We start from the raw sequence: 22047 nt of genomic DNA on the forward strand, positions 1-22047 counted from the left end.
GTTAGGGTGTGATTTCTCCGGCGACGATCCGAGGTAGCGGGTCGTGAAACCCGGTCAGTCGCTCGCCGACTGGGCGGCGGCGACGGCCTGCCGGTTCATTCCTTCGGTCGTCTCGTAGTGGTAGTACGCCCCGAGTCCGACTGCGATGGCGGCGTTCGAGAGCGTGACCGCCCAGAAGACGCCCTGGACGTCGAACCCGAGCGGGTACGCCAGGACGAGTGCGAGCGGGAGCCTGACGACCCAGTACTGGGCAAGTGTGGCGACCAGGCTCGTCCGCGTCCGTCGCGCCCCGTTGAAACCGGCCTGCAGGAGGTACGTCGAACCGATCGCCCAGTAGCCCAGCGCGAGAATGACGAGGTACTGGGCGGCCAGTTCGATCTCGTGTGGCTCGGCTTTCGGCATCGCAATCTCGGAGAGCGTCTCGGGAATCACCAGCTGGACGAGGCCGACGAGGGTCAGCGCGCCGGCGGCGATGGCGACGCCGGTCCAGGTGGTCTGGCGGGCGCGTTCCGGCCGGTCGGCGCCGAGGTTCTGCCCGATCATGCTCTGGGCGGCCTTCTGCAGCCCCATCGCGGGGACGAACGCGACGCTCGAGATGCGCGCGCCGATGGTGTAGGCCGCGATGGCGGGTGAGCCGCCGACGGCCGAGACGACGCCGACCATCAGGACGCGTGCGGCCTGGCTCGCGGTGTACTGCCCGGCGGTGGGCCAGCCGATGTCGACAATTTCGCGACAGTCCTCGAGGTCGAAGACGAGGACGTCACGCGTGAGCGCGAACCCGTCCCGGCCGGCGACGAACATACCGAGGCCGAGCAGGAAGCCACAGCCGTAGCCGAGGCCGGTGGCCAGCGCCGCGCCGGCGACGCCGAGCTCCGGAGCGGGTCCCCAGCCGAAGATGAGGAACGGATCGAGGACGACGTTGACGACGACGGCGAGGAGGTTGATGTACAGCGCCGCTCGCGAGTCGCCCCATCCCACGAAGCCACCTTCGATCACGTCACTTGCGGACAGGACGGGCAGAAAGAGCGCGTAGATCGCGAGGTATTCGGCGGCATACTGCGTCGTGAGTTCTTTCGCGCCGAAGAGGGCCATCCCCTCCTGTGCGAGAAAGAACGCCACGACACCGACGATGGCGCCGGCGACGATCCCGAGTGCCGTCCCGTTGACGGCCGCCCGTCGCCCGGCGACCAGCTCGTCTGCGCCGACGCGCTGGGAGACCAGGACTTGCGTCCCGACCATCACGCCGATGGTCATCACGCTGATCAGCGTCACGACGGGGAAGTTGAGCCCGACGGCGGCGACGGCCTCCACGCTGTGGCGGCCAAGAAAGAGCGTATCGATCAGCTGCTGGCCGACTTGCACGAGGTTCTGGACGAGTAGCGGGGCCGCGAGGACGAGCAACGTCCGCGTGATCGGACCGTCCGTGATCGCCTCGCGATCGACGTCGAGCATGCTCGATCCGGAAATTGCCGCTACCAACGATAAATGTTTTCATCTACAGTCCGTTGACAGAATCCTGTTCGGCGACGTCGATCCAGCCGATCGGTCGTCCCTCGGGCGGTTGTCGCGCTGGCGGGCGACGGTGTGGGCCTGCTCCGCGTCGCGTCGGATCACCACGCTTTTTCACCATCGCCCCCGACGCTCTCCGTATGAGCAGTGCCCGGAAGCCCGACTGGCTGAAGATGCAACCGCCGTCGGGACGGGAGTTCGCGGGGATCCGCGAGACGCTCCGCGAGCACGATCTCCACACCGTCTGCGAGGAGGCCAACTGCCCGAACCTTGGTGAGTGCTGGTCCGGCGGCGCCGGCACGGGCTCCGGCGACGGCGGGACGGCCACGTTCATGCTGATGGGCGAGAAGTGCTCGCGCGCCTGCAACTTCTGTGACGTCCAGACGGGCGGGATGGACCCGCTCGATCCAGACGAACCCGAAAACGTCGCGGACGCGATCGCCGAGATCGGACTCGACTACGTCGTCCTCACCTCCGTCGACCGCGACGACCTCCCGGATCAGGGCGCCGGCCACTTCGCCGAGACGATCCGCGAGATCAAGCGGCGCCACCCCGGCATCCTCGTCGAGGTGTTGATTCCCGACTTCCAGGGCGAGGAGCGTCTCGTCCGGAAGATCATCGACGCGGATCCGGACGTCATCGCCCACAACGTCGAGACCGTCGAGCGCCTGCAGTTCCCGGTGCGGGATCGCCGCGCCGGCTACGAGCAGAGCCTGGGCGTTCTGGAACAGGTCGACCGCGAGTCGGACATCTACACGAAGACCTCCATCATGCTCGGCCACGGCGAGTACGACCACGAGGTCTACCAGACGCTGGCGGATTGTCGCGAGCGCGGCGTCGACATCGTCACGCTGGGCCAGTACCTCCAGCCCTCGCGGAATCACCTGGACGTGAAACGGTACGATCATCCCGACAAGTACGAGACCTGGCGCCGCGTCGCCGAGGACGAACTCGACTTCCTCTACTGCGCCAGCGGCCCGATGGTCCGCTCGTCGTACAAGGCCGGCGAACTCTTCGTCGACGCCGTCCTCCGGGAGGGAAAGACGGTCGAGCAGGCTCGCGCCGACGCTCGGGCGAGCGGGCAACCGTCACCGGCCGGAGGCGACTGAGTACACTAGGGTGACTGAGCACCCACTGTCGACTGATGCTGACGGCGACCGAGTGCCCACCGCCACCCTGCCGAGGCACGCGAGTGAGGGACGCTTCTCCGATTAGTTGTTGGACGCGTGACTGTGTGCCGGTGCACTCGACACACCCGTTCGACCACGAGCCGAATGCGGTGTGGTCTCCGTCACCAGTGAACGGCTATCCACGCACGTCCAGTTCCTCCCGAAAAATCTTGCAGAAATGGCCGCATACGCTCACCACACGAGATAAGAATACAAACGTCCAGTGCAATACTACATCGCCGCCGTCCTGTGGGACGCTGTCGCAATAATTCCGCTGTTAGTAAACTATTTACGAAAATTCTATACCGGGCGCGGTCCAATCGGACGGATATGCGAAGGTGGGTCTACCCGTGAGTACGTTACAGCGTGAACCAGACGAACGCGTCCAGATTCTCGACGAAGACGGTCGAGTCCGTGAGGGCGCGACGGTACCGGATCTGGACGAGGACGCCCTCGTCCGGATGTACGAACAGATGCGACTGGTCCGCCACTTCGACCAGCGCGCGGTCAGCCTCCAGCGCCAGGGGCGGATGGGAACCTATCCGCCGCTGTCCGGCCAGGAGGCCGCCCAGATCGGCAGCGCGACGGCGCTATCGGAGGACGACTGGCTCTTCCCGAGCTACCGCGAGCACGGGGCTGGCCTCGTCCGCGGCCTCTCGCTGAAGCGCACCCTGCTGTACTGGATGGGCCACGAGCACGGGAACTACATCCCGGAGGACGTCAACATGTTCACGGTCGCGGTGCCCATCGCGACGCAGATCCCCCACGCCGCGGGGGCCGCATGGGCCTCCCGGCTCAAGGGCGAGGAGAAAGCGTTCCTCTGTTACTTCGGTGACGGCGCCACCTCGGAAGGCGACTTCCACGAAGGGCTGAACTTCGCCGGCGTCTTCGACGCGCCGTCGGTGTTCTTCTGTAACAACAACCAGTGGGCGATCTCGGTGCCCCGGGAGCGCCAGACTGCGAGCGAGACCATCGCCCAGAAGGCGACGGCCTACGGCTTCGAGGGCGTCCAGGTCGACGGCATGGACCCACTGGCCGTCTACCAGGTGACCCGCGACGCCGTCGCGAAGGCCAAGAACCCGGGCGAGGACGAACTCCGCCCGACGCTGATCGAGGCGGTCCAGTACCGCTTCGGCGCTCACACCACCGCCGACGACCCCTCGGTCTATCGCGACGAGGAGGAAGTCGAGCGCTGGAAGGCGAAGGATCCGATTCCGCGCATGGAGACGTTCCTGCGTAACTACGGCATGTTAGACGACGAGCGCGTCGATACCATCGAATCGCGTATCGAGGACGAGGTCGCCGACGCGATCTCGGCGGCCGAGGAGTTCGCGGACGCCGAGCCCGAAGAGATCTTCGCCCACGTCTACGACGGCATGCCGAAACGACTGCAAGAACAGCTCGAGTGGCTCGAAACGCTTCGTGAACGCCACGGTGACGAGGCGCTTCTGGAGGACTGACAATGACGGCTCAACAAACACACCAACCGGCCGACGACGCAGAAACCGAGAGCCTCACGCTCGTTCAGGCGGTCCAGGACGGCCTCGAGACGGAGATGGCTCGCGACGACGACGTGCTCGTCATGGGCGAGGACGTCGGGGAGAACGGTGGCGTCTTCCGCGCCACAGACGGCCTCTACGAACAGTTCGGCGGGGACCGCGTCATCGACACGCCGCTCGCGGAGTCGGGAATCGTCGGGACGGCCGTCGGCATGGCCGCCTACGGCATGCGCCCGGTCGCCGAGATGCAGTTCCTCGGCTTCATCTACCCGGCGTTCGACCAGATCGTTTCCCACGCCGCGCGCTTGCGGACGCGTTCGCGCGGGCGATTCGAATGTCCACTCGTCGTCCGCGCACCCTACGGCGGCGGCATCCGTGCGCCGGAGCACCACTCCGAGTCCTCGGAGGCCTTCTTCGCCCACCAGCCCGGTCTCAAGGTCGTCGTCCCATCGACGCCGTACGACACGAAGGGGCTGCTGACGAGCGCGATCCGCAGTCAGGATCCCGTAATGTTCCTCGAACCGAAGCTGATCTACCGGGCGTTCCGCGAGGACGTTCCCACGGAGTCCTACGAGATTCCCCTCGGCGAGGCCGCCGTCCGCCGCGAGGGGGCGGACATCTCGGTGTTCACCTGGGGGGCGATGACGCGGCCGACGATGGAGGCGGCCGACGAACTCGCCGGCGACATCGACGTCGAGGTCGTCGACCTCCGGACGCTCTCGCCGCTCGACGAGGAGACGATCGTCGAGTCCTTCAAGAAGACCGGCCGCGCCGCGGTCGTCCACGAGGCGCCCAAGACGGGTGGCCTCGCCGGCGAGATCACGGCGACGCTCCAGGAGGAGGCGTTGCTCTATCAGGAGGCGCCGGTCGAGCGCATCACCGGGTTCGACACGCCGTTCCCACTGTACGCGCTGGAGGACTACTACCTGCCGGAAGCGGAACGAATCGTCGACGGTATCCGTAACGCGGTGGAGTTCTAACCATGACGATGGAATTCACCCTCCCCGACGTCGGCGAAGGCGTCGCCGAAGGCGAACTCGTCTCCTGGCTCGTCGAACCCGGCGACACGGTCAGCGAGGACCAGCCGGTCGCGGAAGTCGAGACCGACAAGGCCCTCGTCGAGGTCCCCTCACCGACGAACGGCACCGTCCGCGAACTCCACTGGGCGGAAGGCGACGTCGTCCCCGTCGGCGACCTCTTCATCACGTACAACGTCGAGGGCGAGGACGATCAGGACGTAACGGAACAGGGCGCCGATACCGCCTCCGCGGAGCAGGGTGGTGCGGACGCGGCCGACGATGCTGACGCGACCCCCAGCACCGAGTCCGAAGCGGGTGGCGAGGCCGACGAATCGGGCGAGACCGACACGCCGTCCGGGCGCGTCTTCGCACCGCCGTCGGTCCGACGGCTCGCTCGCGAACTGGGCGTCGACATCGAGACGGTCGAGGGCACCGGCCCGAGCGGGCGACTGACCGAGGGCGACGTCCGTGCGGCAGCGGAGAGCGACGAATCGGCACCGGCCGGTACTGGTGACGAGCAGCCCACGGAGACGGGTGCCGACGCGTCGACCGCGCCGGAATCGACCCAGTCGGCCGCCACGCGCGGCGGCGCGACGGCACAGGTCGAATCGGCCGATCGCGAGCGGACGCTGGCAGCACCCGCGACGCGCAAACTCGCCGAGGAGGAGGGCGTCGACCTGAACACCGTCCCGACCGACGAGGAGCGCGACGGCGAGGCGTTCGTCACGCCCGAAGCGGTGACGGAGTACGCCCAGGCCCAGCGCCAGGCCCAGGAGGCAGACGCCGCGGCCGTCGCGACCGGCGAGACCGGTCCGCGAGAGCGGCGTGAGCCGTTCAAAGGCGTTCGCAAGACCATCGCCGACGCGATGGTCGAGTCGAAGTTCTCCGCGCCCCACGTCACCCACCACGACGAGGTCGACGTGACGAAGCTCGTCGAGACCCGCGAGCGACTGAAGCCGATCGCCGAGGAGCAGGGTATTCGCCTGACCTTCATGCCGTTCATCATGAAGGCCGTCGTCGCGGCGCTGGAGGAGTACCCCGAGATGAACGCGGTGATCGACGAGGACAACGAAGAGGTCGTCTACCGCAACTACCACAACATCGGTGTCGCGGCGGCGACCGACGTCGGCCTGATGGTGCCGGTCGTCGACGACGCGGACCACAAGGGTATGCTCCAACTCTCCTCGGAGATGAACGAACTGGTCCAGAAGGCTCGCGAGCGCACCATCTCGCCCGACGAACTGCAGGGGTCGACGTTCACCATCACGAACATCGGCGGCATCGGCGGCGAGTACGCCACGCCGATCCTGAACTACCCCGAATCGGGCATCCTGGCCGTCGGCGAGATCAAGCGCAAGCCCCGCGTCGTCACCGACGAGAACGGCGAGGAGTCGATCGAGCCACGCTCGGTCATGACTCTCTCGCTGTCGTTCGACCACCGCCTCATCGACGGCGCCGTCGGCGCCCAGTTCACCAACGAGGTCATGAAGTACCTCGAAGAGCCGGAGCGGCTGCTGCTGGAGTAACGCGGTAACTCATCTCGTCTGGTTTTTCGTCGTTCTTGTTCGGTGTGTGCCGAGGGACGAGCCTCTCTTTTCCGCTTCGCACCTATCCAGATTCAGGTCCGTTTACGAAACGTCGAAACCGAAGAAGGGTTCATCCCCGCCCGCGAAGCCCGCCGGTATGGGAGACGTTGGGTTAGCTGACGTACGGCAGGCCCGCGAGCGGTTCGACGACGAGTCGGTGGTCAGAGAGACTCCGCTCGAACTGAACCGCTCGCTGTCGGCCATGGCAGACGCGACGGTCCACATGAAGATGGAGCACCTCCAGCGGACGGGCTCGTTCAAGACGCGGGGTGCGTACAACAAGCTGGTCCAGCTGGCCGAACGCGGTGACGTCTCGCGTGTCGTCGCGGCGAGTGCGGGCAACCACGCCCAGGGTGTCGCCATCGCGGCGACGAAGAACGATATCGACTCGACGATCGTGATGCCGCGACACGCCCCGCAGGCGAAGGTCGACGCGACGCGCAGTTACGGCGGCGACGTCGAACTCGAGGGGACGGACTTCCAGGCGGCGATGGCCCACGCCCAGACCCTCACGGACGGCGACGACGTCGAGTTCGTCCACGCCTACGACGACCCGGCGATCGTCGCCGGGCAGGGCACGCTCGGGCTGGAGATCTACGAGGCCCTGCCCGAGGTCGACACGGTTATCGTCCCGATCGGGGGCGGCGGGCTCATCGGCGGGATCAGCGCCGCACTCGCAGAGCTAGATCCCGAAATCCGGGTCGTTGGCGTGCAGGCCGAGGCGGCCGCGACGGTCCCCGACAGTCTCGACAAGGGGATCCCCCAGTCGATCGACGACGCGAAGACCATCGCGGACGGCATCGCGACCGGCGGCATCTCCGAGCTGACGTTCGGCCTCATTCAGGAACACGTCGACGAGGTCGTCACCGTCTCCGACGACGAGATCGCCAGCGCAACGCTTCTGTTGCTCGAACGGGCCAAGCAACTCGTCGAAGGCGCCGGCGCGGCGTCGGTCGCGGCACTGCTCTCCGACGACCTCGACGTGGCGGACGAGACGGTCGTCCCGGTGCTCGGCGGCGGGAACATCGACATCTCGATGCTCCAGACGGTCCTCGACCACGCGCTGACGGACCGGGACCAGTTGCTCCGTCTTCGCGTGCGCATCGAGGACCAGCCGGGCAAGATGGAGGCCGTTTCGGGACTCATCTCGGACCGGGGCGCGAACATCCGGACCGTCAGGCACGATCGCGCCGTCGGCGACCTCCAGGTCGGCGAGGCGTACCTCGTCTTCCAGGTCGTCACCAGCGGGTCAGAGCACGCCCGGACGATCATCGAGGCGATCGAAGCCGCGGGCTACGAGGTTTCTCGGGTCAACTGATAGCAGGGCTGCGAATCGAATTTCTCGGCTGTGCGCTGGCGAGGGTCCAGTCTCTCGTTTCACTGGTCGTCGTTGGCGAGTGCGTGGGCCACTCACGTGTCGCGAATCCACACGCTGATTGCCGCCATCTGTGTGGTTCTGGCGGTAAATATGGCCTTTCGATGGACGGATGGGCACTAAATCTACAACCCGTTTCGAGTAACACAGGCGCGATACCTGCCCGTTTTTATATCTCGACTGGATTTGTCTACGTAGCAATGGTCGTCGGAGACGTAACTACTGGAACGGACGTGCTCGTGATCGGCGGCGGACCGGCGGGCTACGCGGCTGCGATTCGCGCCGGACAACTCGACCTCGACGTAACGCTCGTCGAGAAGGACGCCTACGGCGGGACCTGCCTGAACCACGGCTGCATCCCGTCGAAGGCGCTGATTACGGCGACCGACGTGGCCCACGAGGCCCGTCACGCCGAGGAGATGGGGATCCACGCCGACCCGGCGGTCGACATGGCCGGCATGGTCGACTGGAAGGACGGCGTGGTCGACCAGCTCACGAGCGGTGTCGAGAAACTCTGCAAGGCAAACGGCGTCTCCCTGATGGAGGGAACGGCGAAGTTCGCCGACGAGAACTCGGTTCGTGTCTCCCACGGCGGGGAGGGCCAGGGCTCGGAATCCGTCGACTTCGAGCACGCGATCGTCGCCACGGGGTCGCGCCCGATCCAGATCCCCGGCTTCGACTTCGCCGACGAACCCGTCCTCAGTTCGAAGGACGCCCTGTCACTCGAATCGGTCCCGGAATCGCTGGTCATCGTCGGTGCCGGCTACATCGGGATGGAACTCGCCGGCGTCTACGCGAAGCTCGGCACCGACGTCACCATCGTCGAGATGCTAGACGAGATGCTCCCGGCGTACCCCGACGACCTCACCCGACCGGTGGCCCAGCGTGCCGAGGAACTCGGCATCGACTTCCACTTCGGCTACAGCGCCGCCGAGTGGCAGGATCTGGGCGACGGGATCCGCGTCGTCGCCGAACCCGCGGACGCCGTCGCTAGCGACGGTGGTGCCGAAGCGGTCGAAGCCGACCCGATCGAACTCGATACGGAGAAGGTCCTCGTCGCGGTCGGCCGGCAACCGGTCTCCGACACGCTGGACATCGAGGCGGCCGGCGTCGAGACCGACGATCGTGGCTTCATCCCCACGGACGACCGCGGGCGGACGAACGTCGACCACATCCACGCGGTCGGCGACGTCGCGGGCGAGCCGATGCTCGCCCACAAGGGCATGTACGAGGGCGAGACCGTCGCAGAAGTCATCGCCGGCGAACCCGCAGCGATCGACTACCAGGCGATGCCCGCCGTCGTCTTCACCGACCCGGAGATCGCGACCGTCGGGATGACCGAGGACGAGGTCACCGACGCTGGCTTCGAACCGCTCGTCGGGAAGTTCCCGTTCCGTGCCAGCGGACGCGCGCTGACGACCGGCCACGCGGACGGCTTCGTGAAAGTCGTCGCCGACGAAGAGAGTGGATTCTTGCTCGGTGCGTCCGTCGTCGGGCCCGAAGCCTCAGAGTTGCTCGGCGAACTCGGCCTCGCGGTCGAACTCGGCGCGACGCTCGAAGACGTCTCGGGTACGATCCACGCACACCCGACGCTCTCCGAGTCCGTGATGGAGGCCGCCGCGAACGCGCTCGACCAGGCGATCCACACGCTGAACCGGTAGGGAACGCATCTTTTACCACAGATATTAGCCGACGTCATTGGTGCCTGCTACCCCGGAATACCCGTTCCTGCCACGATTCGCCTGCACGGACTCCGCCCGCGCGGAGGTTAGACTCCTCGCGTCTAGCGGCGCCTGCTGCGGCATTTTGTGACTGACCTACTACTCCAGATGGCTGCCGGAGCAGGCGAATACATTCACCAGCTCGGTTGCTGCTCTCGCCGGGGGAATTCGCTACACCCCTTGATACCACAGGCTTCAAACCGGGCCTGTTTGGGAAATCACCGGCTACGCTCGATCGACGTATGCTCTTCAAGACGATCTGCACTAACGCGCTGGTAGCCTTCCTACTGCCTCGGGTTCGGCGACGAGGAACCCGCTACCCCCACCGCCGCAAGCGGCGGCGGTGATGACCAACCAGACGGTTCTCCCAACCACGAGTACACGCGGCAGTTGCCCATAATCGATGTTCACGGCTAGGACCCCTAATGTAGGATCCGGTTGGCTATCTTCCACCCATCGTCCTTGGAAACACGATATATCCAACCAAAACCAAAGAAGGTCTAATAACATACAATAAATCTACACGTCTCTTTATATAATAATACAAGATATTAGCTTCAAATAGTAAGTATTATGTATTTGCACAATAATGGCTATTTAGTGGTAGAGAAACTGTGAGTTCAGAGAACGTGAACAGACGAAATGTGCTAAAGGCAATAGCGGCCTCTGGAACGGGTACCGCTGTTGGGGGTAATGTCGCTGGTAAAAATAACCCAGAGGACAAATACACCCAGCCCTGGCCATTAACCGGGTCTGAAGGGCGTAAAACACTACGAAAGGCATTATCTGATCCTGATTTCGAAATGCTCACAAATGAATTCCAAGAAAATGGGTGGAGGGTCAGGTCATCTGACGCAATTCTTCTTCATGTACCGTTTACCGATCCGCCGGAGGACCCCAGTTTGGATTTCACGGGAATCAGCGATATGAGACTTGTAGTTTTACCGGCCGAACCACGTGAAGGTGCCGATCAAGGGGCACTCGTTTGGACTTCTGAACAGTGGAACAACAATTTGACAACGTCTGTTGCCTATAAGGCAGAAATAAATCTTCCACGGAACAATAAGTCTGTAGAATATCCTGACCACGAATTTGGCGCCTTAGACGCAAACTCTCTCAAGATATACAAGGTAAATGATGGAAAAATCGACACGGGTGTTCGCAATGTCGACCCGCAAGAATTCAATTCTCCCTCTTCCCCCTCTTCAGCTAATAGTGGAGAGGCTGAATCATCTTGTGATTGTAAGATGCACACCCAAAACAATATCCCGCTTTCATGTTTGGTAGCTCTGAGCGTTGGCTTCTCAAGCATGTTCACTTCTTGCGGGGCGTGTACCATGCTCAACCCTGTGGCATGTTGGGGGTGCTTCGCTTCTGTATCGGCCTCGGGAGCATCTTTGCCTTCGTGTGCTGAGGGCTCATCAGGGGTTGAATGCCGTGACTTTGATGATTTACCCGGTCGACAGTATGCTCATAGATGCCATATGTGTATAAACTTAGAACAAGAAGACTGCGAAGAGGATTTTGACGGTCCCCATTGTCGCTGCCGTGGAATGGGATAAAGCGTAGGGATCCAATCACATAATAAATCATCTAAACAAAGGATTGAGTCAATATAACTATAGTATGTTCCCAGCATTTTTCCTGCGCGAATTCCCTGATCCGATAACAGTATTTATTTATGCCCTCATGCTTCTCGGTTTTGGGCCTCTGGTACTACAGTCCGGAATCGTCTGGCCGTGGTTCATGGCCGGTACTATTTCAGCGATTCTCTTTCTCGGTCCTCTTGACAACTCGCGATTCGGAACCTGGGTGCGAGAGGGTGGAATCCTCGGATTCGCCGGCATGATTGCGATCCTGTCACTCGTATTTGTAACACCAGTCCTGTACTTCGGTGCCTCCACGGGGGAGCTGCTTAATCTAGCGTCTGGCGGAATCCTGGGTGTACTTTTCCTCATCATAGCGACCGTTCTATACACACGTGTATCCACGGGTGAGCTTCCGTAACTACTCTCCTCGCCAAATATTGGTAGCAATCGGCCTTGGAACCGTTAATTTCCTACCCGCGCCGATGCAGGTGGTTCTAATCGACGGTATAGTGACGTACTGAACGCTCGCAACGGCTGGCTGTGCTGATCGTTATCGTGGTAAAATGGCGCCGGGCGAACAAATCGGCCTGGGTCACCCTTCGGCGCTGACGGGGTGGAACTAGGATCTCCACTAACGACTTGGTTTTGCGTTCCCGAGAACTCGAGATTGATGTCGCCGGTCCGACGATCTGCGGCCGATATCTGTTTTATCCACCAACCGTACGCTCACTGCACGTACAGCGAGTACGCGATGACGGTGAATCCGGCCAGAACGAGGACACTCTCGGCGAGCACACCGAGTTCGAGACTCACGTTGAGGATTTCGTGCAACAACCCGGCGAAGGCCAGCCCTAGCGTGACCAGGCCGAAGCCGCCAGCCAGGAGGCCGAGTGCACGCTGTCTCGTTCGCCGATACGCCTTCAACGCGAAGAAGGTGACGAGGCCGCCGACGATGAGGACCAGCGTCTTCACGACGGCGAGGGCGATCGTTACCTCCATGGTAGCTGTGTATAGACTCATGTTTCTCTCCTGACTTCCGACCACAGATCGGCGAGGCGCTCGTCCGCCGTCCGGGCGGGACGGTCGAGGGCGACCTCGAGCTCGTGGTCCGGTCCGAGACTGATCCTGACCTCGTCGAACGCGACGATGTACTTACTCGCGTGGTGGCCGTCTCGTCGTATCTCCGTCGTCTCCTCCAACAACGTGGCGTCAGTCAACTGCTCCAGCTTCCGATAGAGTGTCGACTGGGGGATCTCACAGCGCGTCTGTATCTCCGACGCGGTCAGCGGCTCGTCTAACGCGGTAATGATCTCCCGACAGTCCGGATCGTCGAGAGCGGCACAGATGTCCGCGGTCGAGGGGCCATCCTCGGACCCGAACGGGTTCCGGACCATTCGCCCCATGCTACTCACCCCCTGCCCATAGTCGCGTCGGTTACTGCCCGCTGGATACGTTCGCTCGGCCTGTCACCCGTGATATCTGGGGATCCCTCTCGTCGGGTCGATCTCACGGACTCCGTGTGAGTCTTTCCTCCTGGACCACACCGAACCATCTCGCATAACGAAGGGGCCTTACGCACGTGCGCCCCCGTTGTACACGCGCGGGTATCATCCGATCAGACCGTACCTGCGAGGGAGGGATGACCGATCGACCTCCGCCCGCGCGATATGCGTTCTCCGACACACTCTCTTCGACTACCGGCCACTGTCCGCTACAATTGCAACCCGACCAGCTGGCCTCTCAGTGGAGCCCCTCTCGATCGCCTCGCCGTTGAACCCGGTTCGGCATCCATAGTCGTCATGCACACCCACATTCATATACTGCTGAATGACTCGGGTTTCGTGTCCAACCGTACCACGGTAGCGGGACCCGGAGCGCGATTCGTTCGACGGCCTTATATAGGCACCCGGGCTTCCAAATGAATGCGAAGGACGTGGCGCACCGCGCCACTCCCTCCGGCCGCGTTCCGGCACGGAGGCAGGAACCATCCGCCCTCGATCGACGGCTCGGCCGTCGCTCGGTAACGGAGTCCGACCCGGTCACGGCGACCGGGCATCGATCCCCTTATATGCAACCGGGGTCAAGGATCGGATCCACGATGGCGTCGCCGGCTGCGAAATCCGGCGCGCCTCGATCCGTTGCCCTTAAGTGTTCGAGAGGGCTCGGATGGAATGCAAACGGATGATCGCCGGCGCGTTGGATGTGCCGGTGATTGGACGGCTCGGGTCCGAAGGGGTTAAGTACCTCTCACGGATTACGAATACGTCCGAAGGAGATGAGGATTCCACCCCTGCGGTCCGCCGTTAAGATGGGATCTGATGTTAGCCTCGACAGTTCGGTGACGCTCGATCGGTCGGTTCCGATCTGGTCGCCGAACGGACCACGCAATGTGTGAGTGTGCGATACCATTCACCGCCAGACCCCGACAGTTTTGTCGGGGAATAGCATTCCGGTTGATCCTGCCGGAGGTCATTGCTATTGGAGTCCGATTTAGCCATGCTAGTCGCACGAGTTCAGACTCGTGGCAGATAGCTCAGTAACACGTGGCCAAACTACCCTGTCGATCGGGACACCCTCGGGAAACTGAGGCTAATCCCGGATACGGCTCGCTGCCTGGAGTTGGCGCGAGCCCGAAACGTTCAGGCGCGACAGGATGTGGCTGCGGCCGATTAGGTAGACGGTGGGGTAACGGCCCACCGTGCCGATAATCGGTACGGGTTGTGAAAGCAAGAGCCCGGAGACGGAATCTGAGACAAGATTCCGGGCCCTACGGGGCGCAGCAGGCGCGAAACCTTTACACTGCACGCGAGTGCGATAGGGGGACTCCAAGTGCGAGGGCATACAGTCCTCGCTTTTCACCACCGTAAGGAGGTGGTAGAATAAGTGCTGGGCAAGACCGGTGCCAGCCGCCGCGGTAATACCGGCAGCACGAGTGATGACCGCTATTATTGGGCCTAAAGCGTCCGTAGCCGGCTGGGCAAGTCCATCGGGAAATCCGCACGCCTAACGTGCGGGCGTCCGGTGGAAACTGTTCGGCTTGGGACCGGAAGATCCAGAGGGTACGTCTGGGGTAGGAGTGAAATCCTGTAATCCTGGACGGACCACCGGTGGCGAAAGCGCTCTGGAAAGACGGATCCGACGGTGAGGGACGAAAGCTTGGGTCACGAACCGGATTAGATACCCGGGTAGTCCAAGCTGTAAACGATGTCTGCTAGGTGTGGCACAGGCTACGAGCCTGTGCTGTGCCGTAGGGAAGCCGTGAAGCAGACCGCCTGGGAAGTACGTCTGCAAGGATGAAACTTAAAGGAATTGGCGGGGGAGCACTACAACCGGAGGAGCCTGCGGTTTAATTGGACTCAACGCCGGACATCTCACCAGCATCGACAGTAGCTGTGACGGTCAGTGTGATGAGCTTACTAGAGCTACTGAGAGGAGGTGCATGGCCGCCGTCAGCTCGTACCGTGAGGCGTCCTGTTAAGTCAGGCAACGAGCGAGACCCGCACGCCTAATTGCCAGCAACACCCTTGAGGTGGTTGGGTACATTAGGCGGACTGCCAGTGCCAAACTGGAGGAAGGAACGGGCAACGGTAGGTCAGTATGCCCCGAATGTGCTGGGCGACACGCGGGCTACAATGGTCGAGACAGTGGGATGCCACCCCGAGAGGGGGCGCTAATCTCCGAAACTCGATCGTAGTTCGGATTGCGGACTGAAACTCGTCCGCATGAAGCTGGATTCGGTAGTAATCGCGCTTCAGAAGAGCGCGGTGAATACGTCCCTGCTCCTTGCACACACCGCCCGTCAAAGCACCCGAGTGAGGTCCGGATGAGGCTGCCGGTATGGCAGTCGAATCTGGGCTTCGCAAGGGGGCTTAAGTCGTAACAAGGTAGCCGTAGGGGAATCTGCGGCTGGATCACCTCCACAGACCGGGACTGGGGCGACGCCCCAGCCCACTTGGTCCGCTTTCGCGCGATCGCCGTTCTCGGCCGATCGGGCACCTTAGAACTGTCGAGGCTAGAGCCCCTCGTGATCGAGGGGTGGGCCCATAGCTCAGTGGGAGAGTGCCTCCTTTGCAAGGAGGATGCCCTGGGTTCGAATCCCAGTGGGTCCATGACTCGGACGATCGCGGATCGTGCCCCTTAAGTGGGGGACGGCCCGATGATCGAATCCGAAGAACCGATGCACCACTCCGCGCAAGCGTGAGTGGGAAGGGTTAATGCACGCCTGCAGTCACAGGCGTTTGCAGATGAGACCGTGTGTACGTGTAGTCCAGGCGTCCACTGGACCCGTTCTCCGGGTTACTGATCGCTGTCTTCGGACAGCGTGATTTCCGATCCGACGAACGTGGCTACTGTGCCAGCTGGTGGATCGCTCGGCTCGAGAGCCGATGACGGACGTGCCAAGCTGCGATAAGCCCAAGGGACCCGCACGGAGGGGAAGAACTTGGGATCTCCGAATAGGAATCCTCTTTGCAATTGCTTTGCGCAATAGGGAACGTCGAGAACTGAAACATCTCAGTATCGACAGGAAGAGAAAGCAAGTCGCGATGTCGTTAGTAACGGCGAGTGAACCCGACACAGTCCAAACCGAAGCCTTCGGGCAATGTGGTGTTCGGACTGACTTTCAGCATCGGACCTACTACAAGAAATCTCCTGGAATGGAGTACGAAACAGGGTGACAGTCCCGTACTGTAGTGTAGTACGTTGTGCGTCAGCTCCAGAGTATCGGGGGTTGGATATCCCTCGTGAAGATCGCGGGCATCGACCGCGAAGACTAAACACTCCTCGAGACCGATAGCGAACAAGTAGCGTGAGCGAACGCTGAAAAGCACCCCACAAAGGGAGGTGCAATAGGGCGTGAAATCAGTTGGCGATAGAGCGACGGGGCACGAAAGGTCCTGACCCAAACGACCGAGACGCGAGTCTCCAGTAGGTCGGTCAGGAAGCCGGTGTTCCGTCGTACGTTTTGAAAAACGAACCAGGGAGTGTGCCTGTTTGACGAGTCTAACCCGATCATCGGGGAAGGCGTAGGGAAACCGATACGGCCGCAGCGCTTTGCGTGAGGGCCACCGTGTTCAAGCGCGGGGAGTCAGACGGGCACGACCCGAAACCGGACGATCTAGGCGTGGGCAAGGTGAAGCGTGCCGAAAGGCACGTGGAGGCCTGTTAGCGTTGGTGTCCTACAACACCCTCGCGTGACCTATGTCTAGGGGTGAAAGGCCCATCGAGTCCGGAAACAGCTGGTTCCAACCGAAACATGTCGAAGCATGACCTCTGCTGAGGTAGTTCGTGGGGTAGAGCCACGGATTGGGTGACCGGCCTCCGAGAGGAGTTCGCCACCCTGTCCAACTCCGAACCTACGAACGCCGTTGACGCAGGGAGTCCGGTATGCGGGGTAAGCCTGTGTACCGTGAGGGAGACAACCCAGAGCTGGGTTAAGGTCCCCAAGTGTGGACTAAGTGCGATCGAAGGTGGTCGCAAGCCCTAGACAGCCGGGAGGTGAGCTTAGAAGCAGCTACCCTCTAAGAAAAGCGTAATAGCTTACCGGCCGAGGTTTGCGGCGCCGAAAATGATCGGGGCTCAAGTCCACCACCGAGACCTGGCGGCACCACCCATAGTGGTGATCCTGTAGGTTGGCATTCCGTTCGGGCGGAAGCACGGGAGAGATCTCGTGTGGACCGTGCGGTAACGAAAATCCTGGTCATAGTAGCAGCGTTAGTCGGGTTAGAACCCCGACGGCCGAACGAGTAAGGGTTCCTCAGCAATGCTAATCAGCTGAGGGTTAGCCGGTCCTAAGTCTCACCGCAACTCGAGTGAGTCGAAAGGGAAACAGATTAATATTTCTGTGCCGGTGTGCATCAAAAGTCGACGCTTTGGGGTCGCTCAAGCCGGGCTTTCGCCCGGTCGAACTGTCAAAGTTCGTGGAAGCCGTAATGGCACGAAGCGAACGAACGGCAGGACAGCGCAAGTTGAGTCAACCTAGAGCCCGTGAAAAGACGAGCACACTGTCCGTACCGAGATCCGACACAGGTACTCGTGGCGGCGAAAGCCAAGGCCTGTCGGGATCAACCGACGTTAGGGAATTCGGCAAGTTAGTCCCGTACGTTCGCAATAAGGGATGCCTGCCCCGCAATGGGGCAGGTCGCAGTGACTCGGGCGCTCCGACTGTCTAGTAACAACATAGGTGACCGCAAATCCGCAAGGACTCGTACGGTCACTGAATCCTGCCCAGTGCAGGTATCTGAACACCCCGTACAAGGGGACGAAGGACCTGTTAACGGCGGGGGTAACTATGACCCTCTTAAGGTAGCGTAGTACCTTGCCGCTTCAGTAGCGGCTTGCATGAATGGATCAACGAGAGCGCCACTGTCCCAACGTTGGGCCCGGTGAACTGTACGTTCCAGTGCGGAGTCTGGAGACCCCCAAGGGGAAGCGAAGACCCTATAGAGCTTTACTGCAGGCTGTCGCTGAGACGTGGTCGCTACTGTGCAGCATAGGTAGGAGCCATTACAGAGGTACCCGCGCTAGCGGGCCACCCAGGCATCATTGAAATACTACCCGGTAGTGACTGCGACTCTCACTCCTGGCGGAGGACACCGGTAGCCGGGCAGTTTGACTGGGGCGGTACGCGCTTGAAAAGATATCGAGCGCGCCCCAAGGTTTCCTCACTCGGGTCGGAGACCCGAGACAGAGCGCAAGAGCATACGGAAGCCTGACAGTGTCCGGCACAACGACGGACGCTGACGCGAAAGCGTGGTCTAGCGAACCAATTAGCCTGCTTGATGCGGGCAATTGCTGACAGAAAAGCTACCTTAGGGATAACAGAGTCGTCACTCGCAAGAGCACATATCGACCGAGTGGCTTGCTACCTCGATGTCGGTTCCCTCCATCCTGCCCGTGCAGAAGCGGGCAAGGGTGAGGTTGTTCGCCTATTAAAGGAGGTCGTGAGCTGGGTTTAGACCGTCGTGAGACAGGTCGGTTGCTATCTATTGGGGGTGTTACGGTTCCTGACGGGAACGTTCGTATAGTACGAGAGGAACTACGAATGGGTGCCACTGGTGTACCGGTTGTTCGAGAGAGCACGTGCCGGGCAGCCACGCACCACGGGGTAAGAGCTGAACGCATCTAAGCTCGAAACCCACCTGGAAAAGAGGAGCCACCGAGACCACTCGTAGAAGACGAGTTCGATAGACTCGGGGTGTACGCACCGAGGCAACGAGGTGTTGAGCCCGCGAGCACTAATCGGTCGAGCCACCATTCATAATTCGCATGGATCGGACCCGGAGTTCGGGTCCAGGCGCGAACTGGACTACACGTATACACGGTTTTGCCACCGATCTCGGAGGTAGGTCGTGGTTCGATTCCACGAGTCGGCGTTAAGGCGGCCAGAGCGGTGGGGCAACACCCGTACCCATTCCGAACACGGAAGTTAAGCCCACCTGCGTATCGGCAAGTACTGGCGTGGGAGACCCGCTGGGACCCCCGATTCGCCGCCTCCACTCATATTCAGCCTCACACAGCACCTGCTGTGTGGGGCTTTTTGCATTTCGGGCTCGCTGCTGGCGGGCCCTGGTTCGCTCGGGGTGAGTGGTCATGCTGCCCCCGCTCGATGAGCTCGTTCCCGACGAGGTGGTTCGGTCGGGTAGATCGACGCGGACCAGAACCCATAAATCGATGCCCGACAGAGGTACTGATGCGCCAAGGTGGCAGAGTCCGGCCGAACGCAGCGGCCTGCAGAGCCGCCCATCGCCGGTTCAAATCCGGCCCTTGGCTTCTTGCGACGAACGGACGTGAGGAGTAGATGCAAAACGAGGTTTTGAACCACATCAGTCGCGCGCAACGAAGCGAGCACGTCTGATCTCGGTTCAAATCCGGCCCTTGGCTTTCTGTGACGAACGGACGTGAGGAGCGAACGCCACACGGACGGTTTGGACCCTGGAAGTCGCAACCGCGAGCGGAGCGAGCGGTCCGTCTTCCTCCGGTTCAAATCCGGCCCGTGGCTTCTTGCGCCGTGAGCAAACTCGCGAGCGGCGCGAATCAGACGTGGTGTTGAACCAGGGAGTGGAGCGGAGCGGAACGACTGTGGTTCAAATCCGGCCCGTGACTATTCACGAACCACTGATCCAGGTGGGCTTGCACTCTCGCGTTGTCCGGGTCAGCTCGGCTCGGCCTCGATCGTGGTAATCACGCCGAGCATCGCGGTTGAGGCGTCGGTGACCGACAGCTCCGCCCGAGAGACGTGCTCGAGTGGGTCCTGATTCCAGCGACAGCGGTGTTTTTCGAAGTGGGCGGCAGCCCGCCAGTCTTGCAGTCGTCCGAGCATTTCGACGCTGCTGCGACCGTGCTCTACGAGCAGCACTCGCCCGTCGGGGGCACAGACGCGATTCATCTCCCGGAGTGCAGCGACTGGATCGGGAACGGTACACGTCGAGAGCGAGGAGATGACCGTGTCGAAACTGTCGTCTGGAAACGCGAGCGCCTCCGCATCCATCTCCGCTACCTCGTGGTCATCGTCGAACTGCTTCACGCGTTCGCGAGCCCGTCGAACCATCGCGGGGCTGACGTCGATTCCGACGTACTCGACCGTCTCCGGGAGGTATCGGACGTTCGTCCCCGTCCCGCAGGCGACGTCCAGCACGCGACCGTGGGCCGTCTCGAAGTGGCGGCGATACCGGCCCAGGAGCAGCCGATCTACCCACTCCATCCGGTCGAGCGCGTCGGCCTGCTCGTCGTAGGTCTCCCGGATCGCTGCGAGCGCCCCAGCGCGGTCCTGCCGGATGTCGGCCGCGTCTTCGTCGCCGGCCATCGCCGTACCGGCGTCTGACGTGGGTTCGGTGTCGGGGCCCGTTCCGTTCATATGCGAAATTCGGGTCGCTCCTCCATAGATTCAGTGCTGGCTACGGTGGCGGAGCCGTCCTCGCGGTGTTGCCGGGTCACCTCGGTTCTCTTTTGAACGGGCCGTTCGAGCGCTCACGGAGTCGCAATAATAAACCGGCCACCCCATGGCGGTGTTTCGTATAAGTTGTTTGGTACCACACCACTGCCGCATGTTCGACGAACGTGTCTGGTCGAGTGAGGGGGAAACGACGGAATCCGCCGAAACGGCCCTGAAAACGAAAACGATCGGTGACGTCGACCTGTCAGTTATTCAGAGGAGGCCGGTTGCCAAGTTCCTTCTCGCGTTTCTGGTTGGATTCGTCTTCTTCCTGGTTCCTGTCCCGTGGGACGGGCAGGTAACCGTCCCGTTCGACATCGTGGTCAGCTGGATCACGGAGTCGTTCCCGTCGGCAGCTGGCGTGTACGCCCTCGCGCTCATCATAGCGGGCGGGATCTTGACGACGCTCGCGGAGCTTGATAAACGCGGTCTCGTATCCATGGGCGATGCGGTCGCCGACCGACTGGCACTCTCGTACTGGGAGACGTCGATCCCGTTTTGGTTCTTCCGCGTCGTGGGCGCCGCGCTCGCGCCGGTCCTGTTCCTCGATGTGGGGCCAGCCTGGCTCGTCGGACCGGCGACGGGTGGGCTCGTCTGGGGGACGCTCATTCTGAGCGTCGCCGTGATCATCCCGATCGGTGCGGTGTTCATCAATCTCTTCGTCGAACTCGGTGGGCTGGAGTTTGTCGGCACCCTCTCCCGCCCGATCATGCGGCCGCTGTTCAAGATTCCAGGCCGCGCGGCACTGGATAGCGTCGCATCTTGGGTCGGTTCCTACAGTGTCGGGCTCTACGTCACGCGAAACGTCTTCGACCGCGGTGAGTACTCGAAGCGGGACGTGTTCGTCATCTGCACGTGCTTCGCGACGGTGTCGATCGGATTCGTCGGGGTCGTCGCCTCGACGCTCGACCTGCTCGATCTCTTTCCGGTCATCTTCCTCGCGTACCTCGTCTGTATCGCGATATCGGCGTTCATCCTCGTTCGAATCCCGCCGCTGAGTAACGTCCCCGACGCGTACATCGCTACGCCGAACCCCGAGACGCCGTTCCACGGATCGCCGGGGGACTACGTCCGATTTGGCCTGTCCGAAGCGGTCGAGAAGGCTGAGGAAGGCGGTTCTATCGTCGGCGCGCTGGTTCGCGGGTTCGTCGACGGACTCAAACTGGCCGTATTGATCCTCGGCACGATCCTCTCGATCGGACTCGCCGCGGTCGTGATCGCCGAAAACACGCCCGTCTTCGACATTATCTCGACCCCTCTCGTGCCGATCATCGACCTCCTCGGAATTCCCGACGCCGACCTCGTCGCCCCGGCGACGATCATCGGCATCACCGAGATGTTCATTCCCGCGTTGCTGGTGACCGAGGCCGCCGCGAAGGCCCGGTTCTTCATTGCCGTTCTCTCGATCTCGCAGCTCATCTTCTTCTCGGCCGTCGGGCCGATGATGATGGACATGTTCAGCGACATCCCGATTCGCTTTCGCGACCTCGTGACGCTCTTCGTCATGCGAACGATCATTCTCGTCCCGCTCGTCGCGGCGATCACCCACCTCGTTGCGGCGCTCGGGTTGCTCTGAGTCGCTCCCCGATGTCGCGGCCGTATTGGGTCGTTTTCCGGACACTTTCGATTCTATATCGATAGCCAGCGG

The 22047-nt window shown here is 62.0% G+C and carries 11 protein-coding genes, 2 tRNA genes and 3 rRNA genes; 12 read left to right on the forward strand and 4 right to left on the reverse strand.

Annotated features, from left to right (window positions below):
- Positions 1–54 precede the first annotated feature (54 nt).
- On the reverse strand, positions 55–1452 hold the full coding sequence (locus tag HALRU_RS00785; RefSeq protein WP_015299515.1) for an MATE family efflux transporter: 1398 nt from the start codon (positions 1450–1452) through the stop codon (positions 55–57).
- A gap of 197 nt (positions 1453–1649) precedes the next feature.
- On the opposite strand from HALRU_RS00785, the gene lipA reads away from it, so the two are divergent.
- The 6 genes from lipA to lpdA all read left to right on the forward strand — a co-directional run bounded on the left by lipA (position 1650) and on the right by lpdA (position 9818).
- Complete coding sequence (gene lipA / locus HALRU_RS00790; RefSeq protein ID WP_015299516.1) at positions 1650–2618, forward strand: lipoyl synthase; 969 nt, start codon at positions 1650–1652, stop codon at positions 2616–2618.
- A 410-nt stretch (positions 2619–3028) separates the two neighbouring features.
- Positions 3029–4138: a pyruvate dehydrogenase (acetyl-transferring) E1 component subunit alpha gene (gene pdhA / locus HALRU_RS00795; RefSeq protein ID WP_015299517.1), complete on the forward strand. Its 1110-nt coding sequence runs from the start codon at positions 3029–3031 to the stop codon at positions 4136–4138.
- Between the two features lie 2 nt (positions 4139–4140).
- On the forward strand, positions 4141–5157 hold the full coding sequence (locus tag HALRU_RS00800; RefSeq protein ID WP_015299518.1) for an alpha-ketoacid dehydrogenase subunit beta: 1017 nt from the start codon (positions 4141–4143) through the stop codon (positions 5155–5157).
- A 2-nt stretch (positions 5158–5159) separates the two neighbouring features.
- Positions 5160–6722, forward strand: coding sequence for a 2-oxo acid dehydrogenase subunit E2 (locus tag HALRU_RS00805; RefSeq protein WP_015299519.1), 1563 nt, complete (start codon positions 5160–5162; stop codon positions 6720–6722).
- A 157-nt stretch (positions 6723–6879) separates the two neighbouring features.
- Positions 6880–8100: a threonine ammonia-lyase gene (gene ilvA, locus HALRU_RS00810; protein WP_015299520.1), complete on the forward strand. Its 1221-nt coding sequence runs from the start codon at positions 6880–6882 to the stop codon at positions 8098–8100.
- 257 nt (positions 8101–8357) lie between these two features.
- Positions 8358–9818: a dihydrolipoyl dehydrogenase gene (gene lpdA / locus HALRU_RS00815; RefSeq protein WP_015299521.1), complete on the forward strand. Its 1461-nt coding sequence runs from the start codon at positions 8358–8360 to the stop codon at positions 9816–9818.
- A 2375-nt stretch (positions 9819–12193) separates the two neighbouring features.
- Here the strand turns inward: lpdA and HALRU_RS00825 are convergent.
- Complete coding sequence (locus tag HALRU_RS00825) at positions 12194–12487, reverse strand: DUF7521 family protein (protein ID WP_015299524.1); 294 nt, start codon at positions 12485–12487, stop codon at positions 12194–12196.
- A complete protein-coding gene (locus tag HALRU_RS00830) occupies positions 12484–12861 on the reverse strand; it encodes a winged helix-turn-helix domain-containing protein (protein WP_015299525.1) in 378 nt (125 codons plus the stop codon). The genes HALRU_RS00825 and HALRU_RS00830 overlap by 4 nt, the downstream gene beginning before the upstream one ends.
- Positions 12862–13913: 1052 nt before the next feature.
- Between HALRU_RS00830 and HALRU_RS00835 the strand changes: the two genes are divergently transcribed.
- The 5 genes from HALRU_RS00835 (at position 13914) to HALRU_RS00855 (ending at position 19237) form a co-directional block, all read left to right on the forward strand.
- Positions 13914–15387 (forward strand): 16S ribosomal RNA (locus HALRU_RS00835).
- Between the two features lie 117 nt (positions 15388–15504).
- Positions 15505–15576: transfer RNA gene (locus tag HALRU_RS00840), tRNA-Ala, on the forward strand.
- Between the two features lie 228 nt (positions 15577–15804).
- A 23S ribosomal RNA gene (locus HALRU_RS00845) occupies positions 15805–18724 on the forward strand.
- Between the two features lie 117 nt (positions 18725–18841).
- Positions 18842–18963, forward strand: a 5S ribosomal RNA gene (gene rrf, locus HALRU_RS00850).
- Together the 16S, 23S and 5S rRNA genes with 2 tRNA genes alongside form the textbook arrangement of a ribosomal RNA operon.
- Before the next feature lie 198 nt (positions 18964–19161).
- A tRNA-Cys gene (locus HALRU_RS00855) sits at positions 19162–19237 on the forward strand.
- A 382-nt stretch (positions 19238–19619) separates the two neighbouring features.
- Here the strand turns inward: HALRU_RS00855 and HALRU_RS00860 are convergent.
- Positions 19620–20321, reverse strand: coding sequence for a class I SAM-dependent methyltransferase (locus HALRU_RS00860; RefSeq protein ID WP_015299526.1), 702 nt, complete (start codon positions 20319–20321; stop codon positions 19620–19622).
- Between the two features lie 190 nt (positions 20322–20511).
- On the opposite strand from HALRU_RS00860, the gene HALRU_RS00865 reads away from it, so the two are divergent.
- Positions 20512–21975 carry a YjiH family protein gene (locus tag HALRU_RS00865; RefSeq protein ID WP_015299527.1) on the forward strand — a complete coding sequence of 488 codons (1464 nt, stop codon included), beginning with the start codon at positions 20512–20514 and terminating at the stop codon, positions 21973–21975.
- Positions 21976–22047 lie beyond the last annotated feature (72 nt).

Origin of the sequence: Halovivax ruber XH-70, assembly GCF_000328525.1 — an archaeon.
GTDB classification, from domain to species: Archaea; Halobacteriota; Halobacteria; order Halobacteriales; family Natrialbaceae; genus Halovivax; species Halovivax ruber.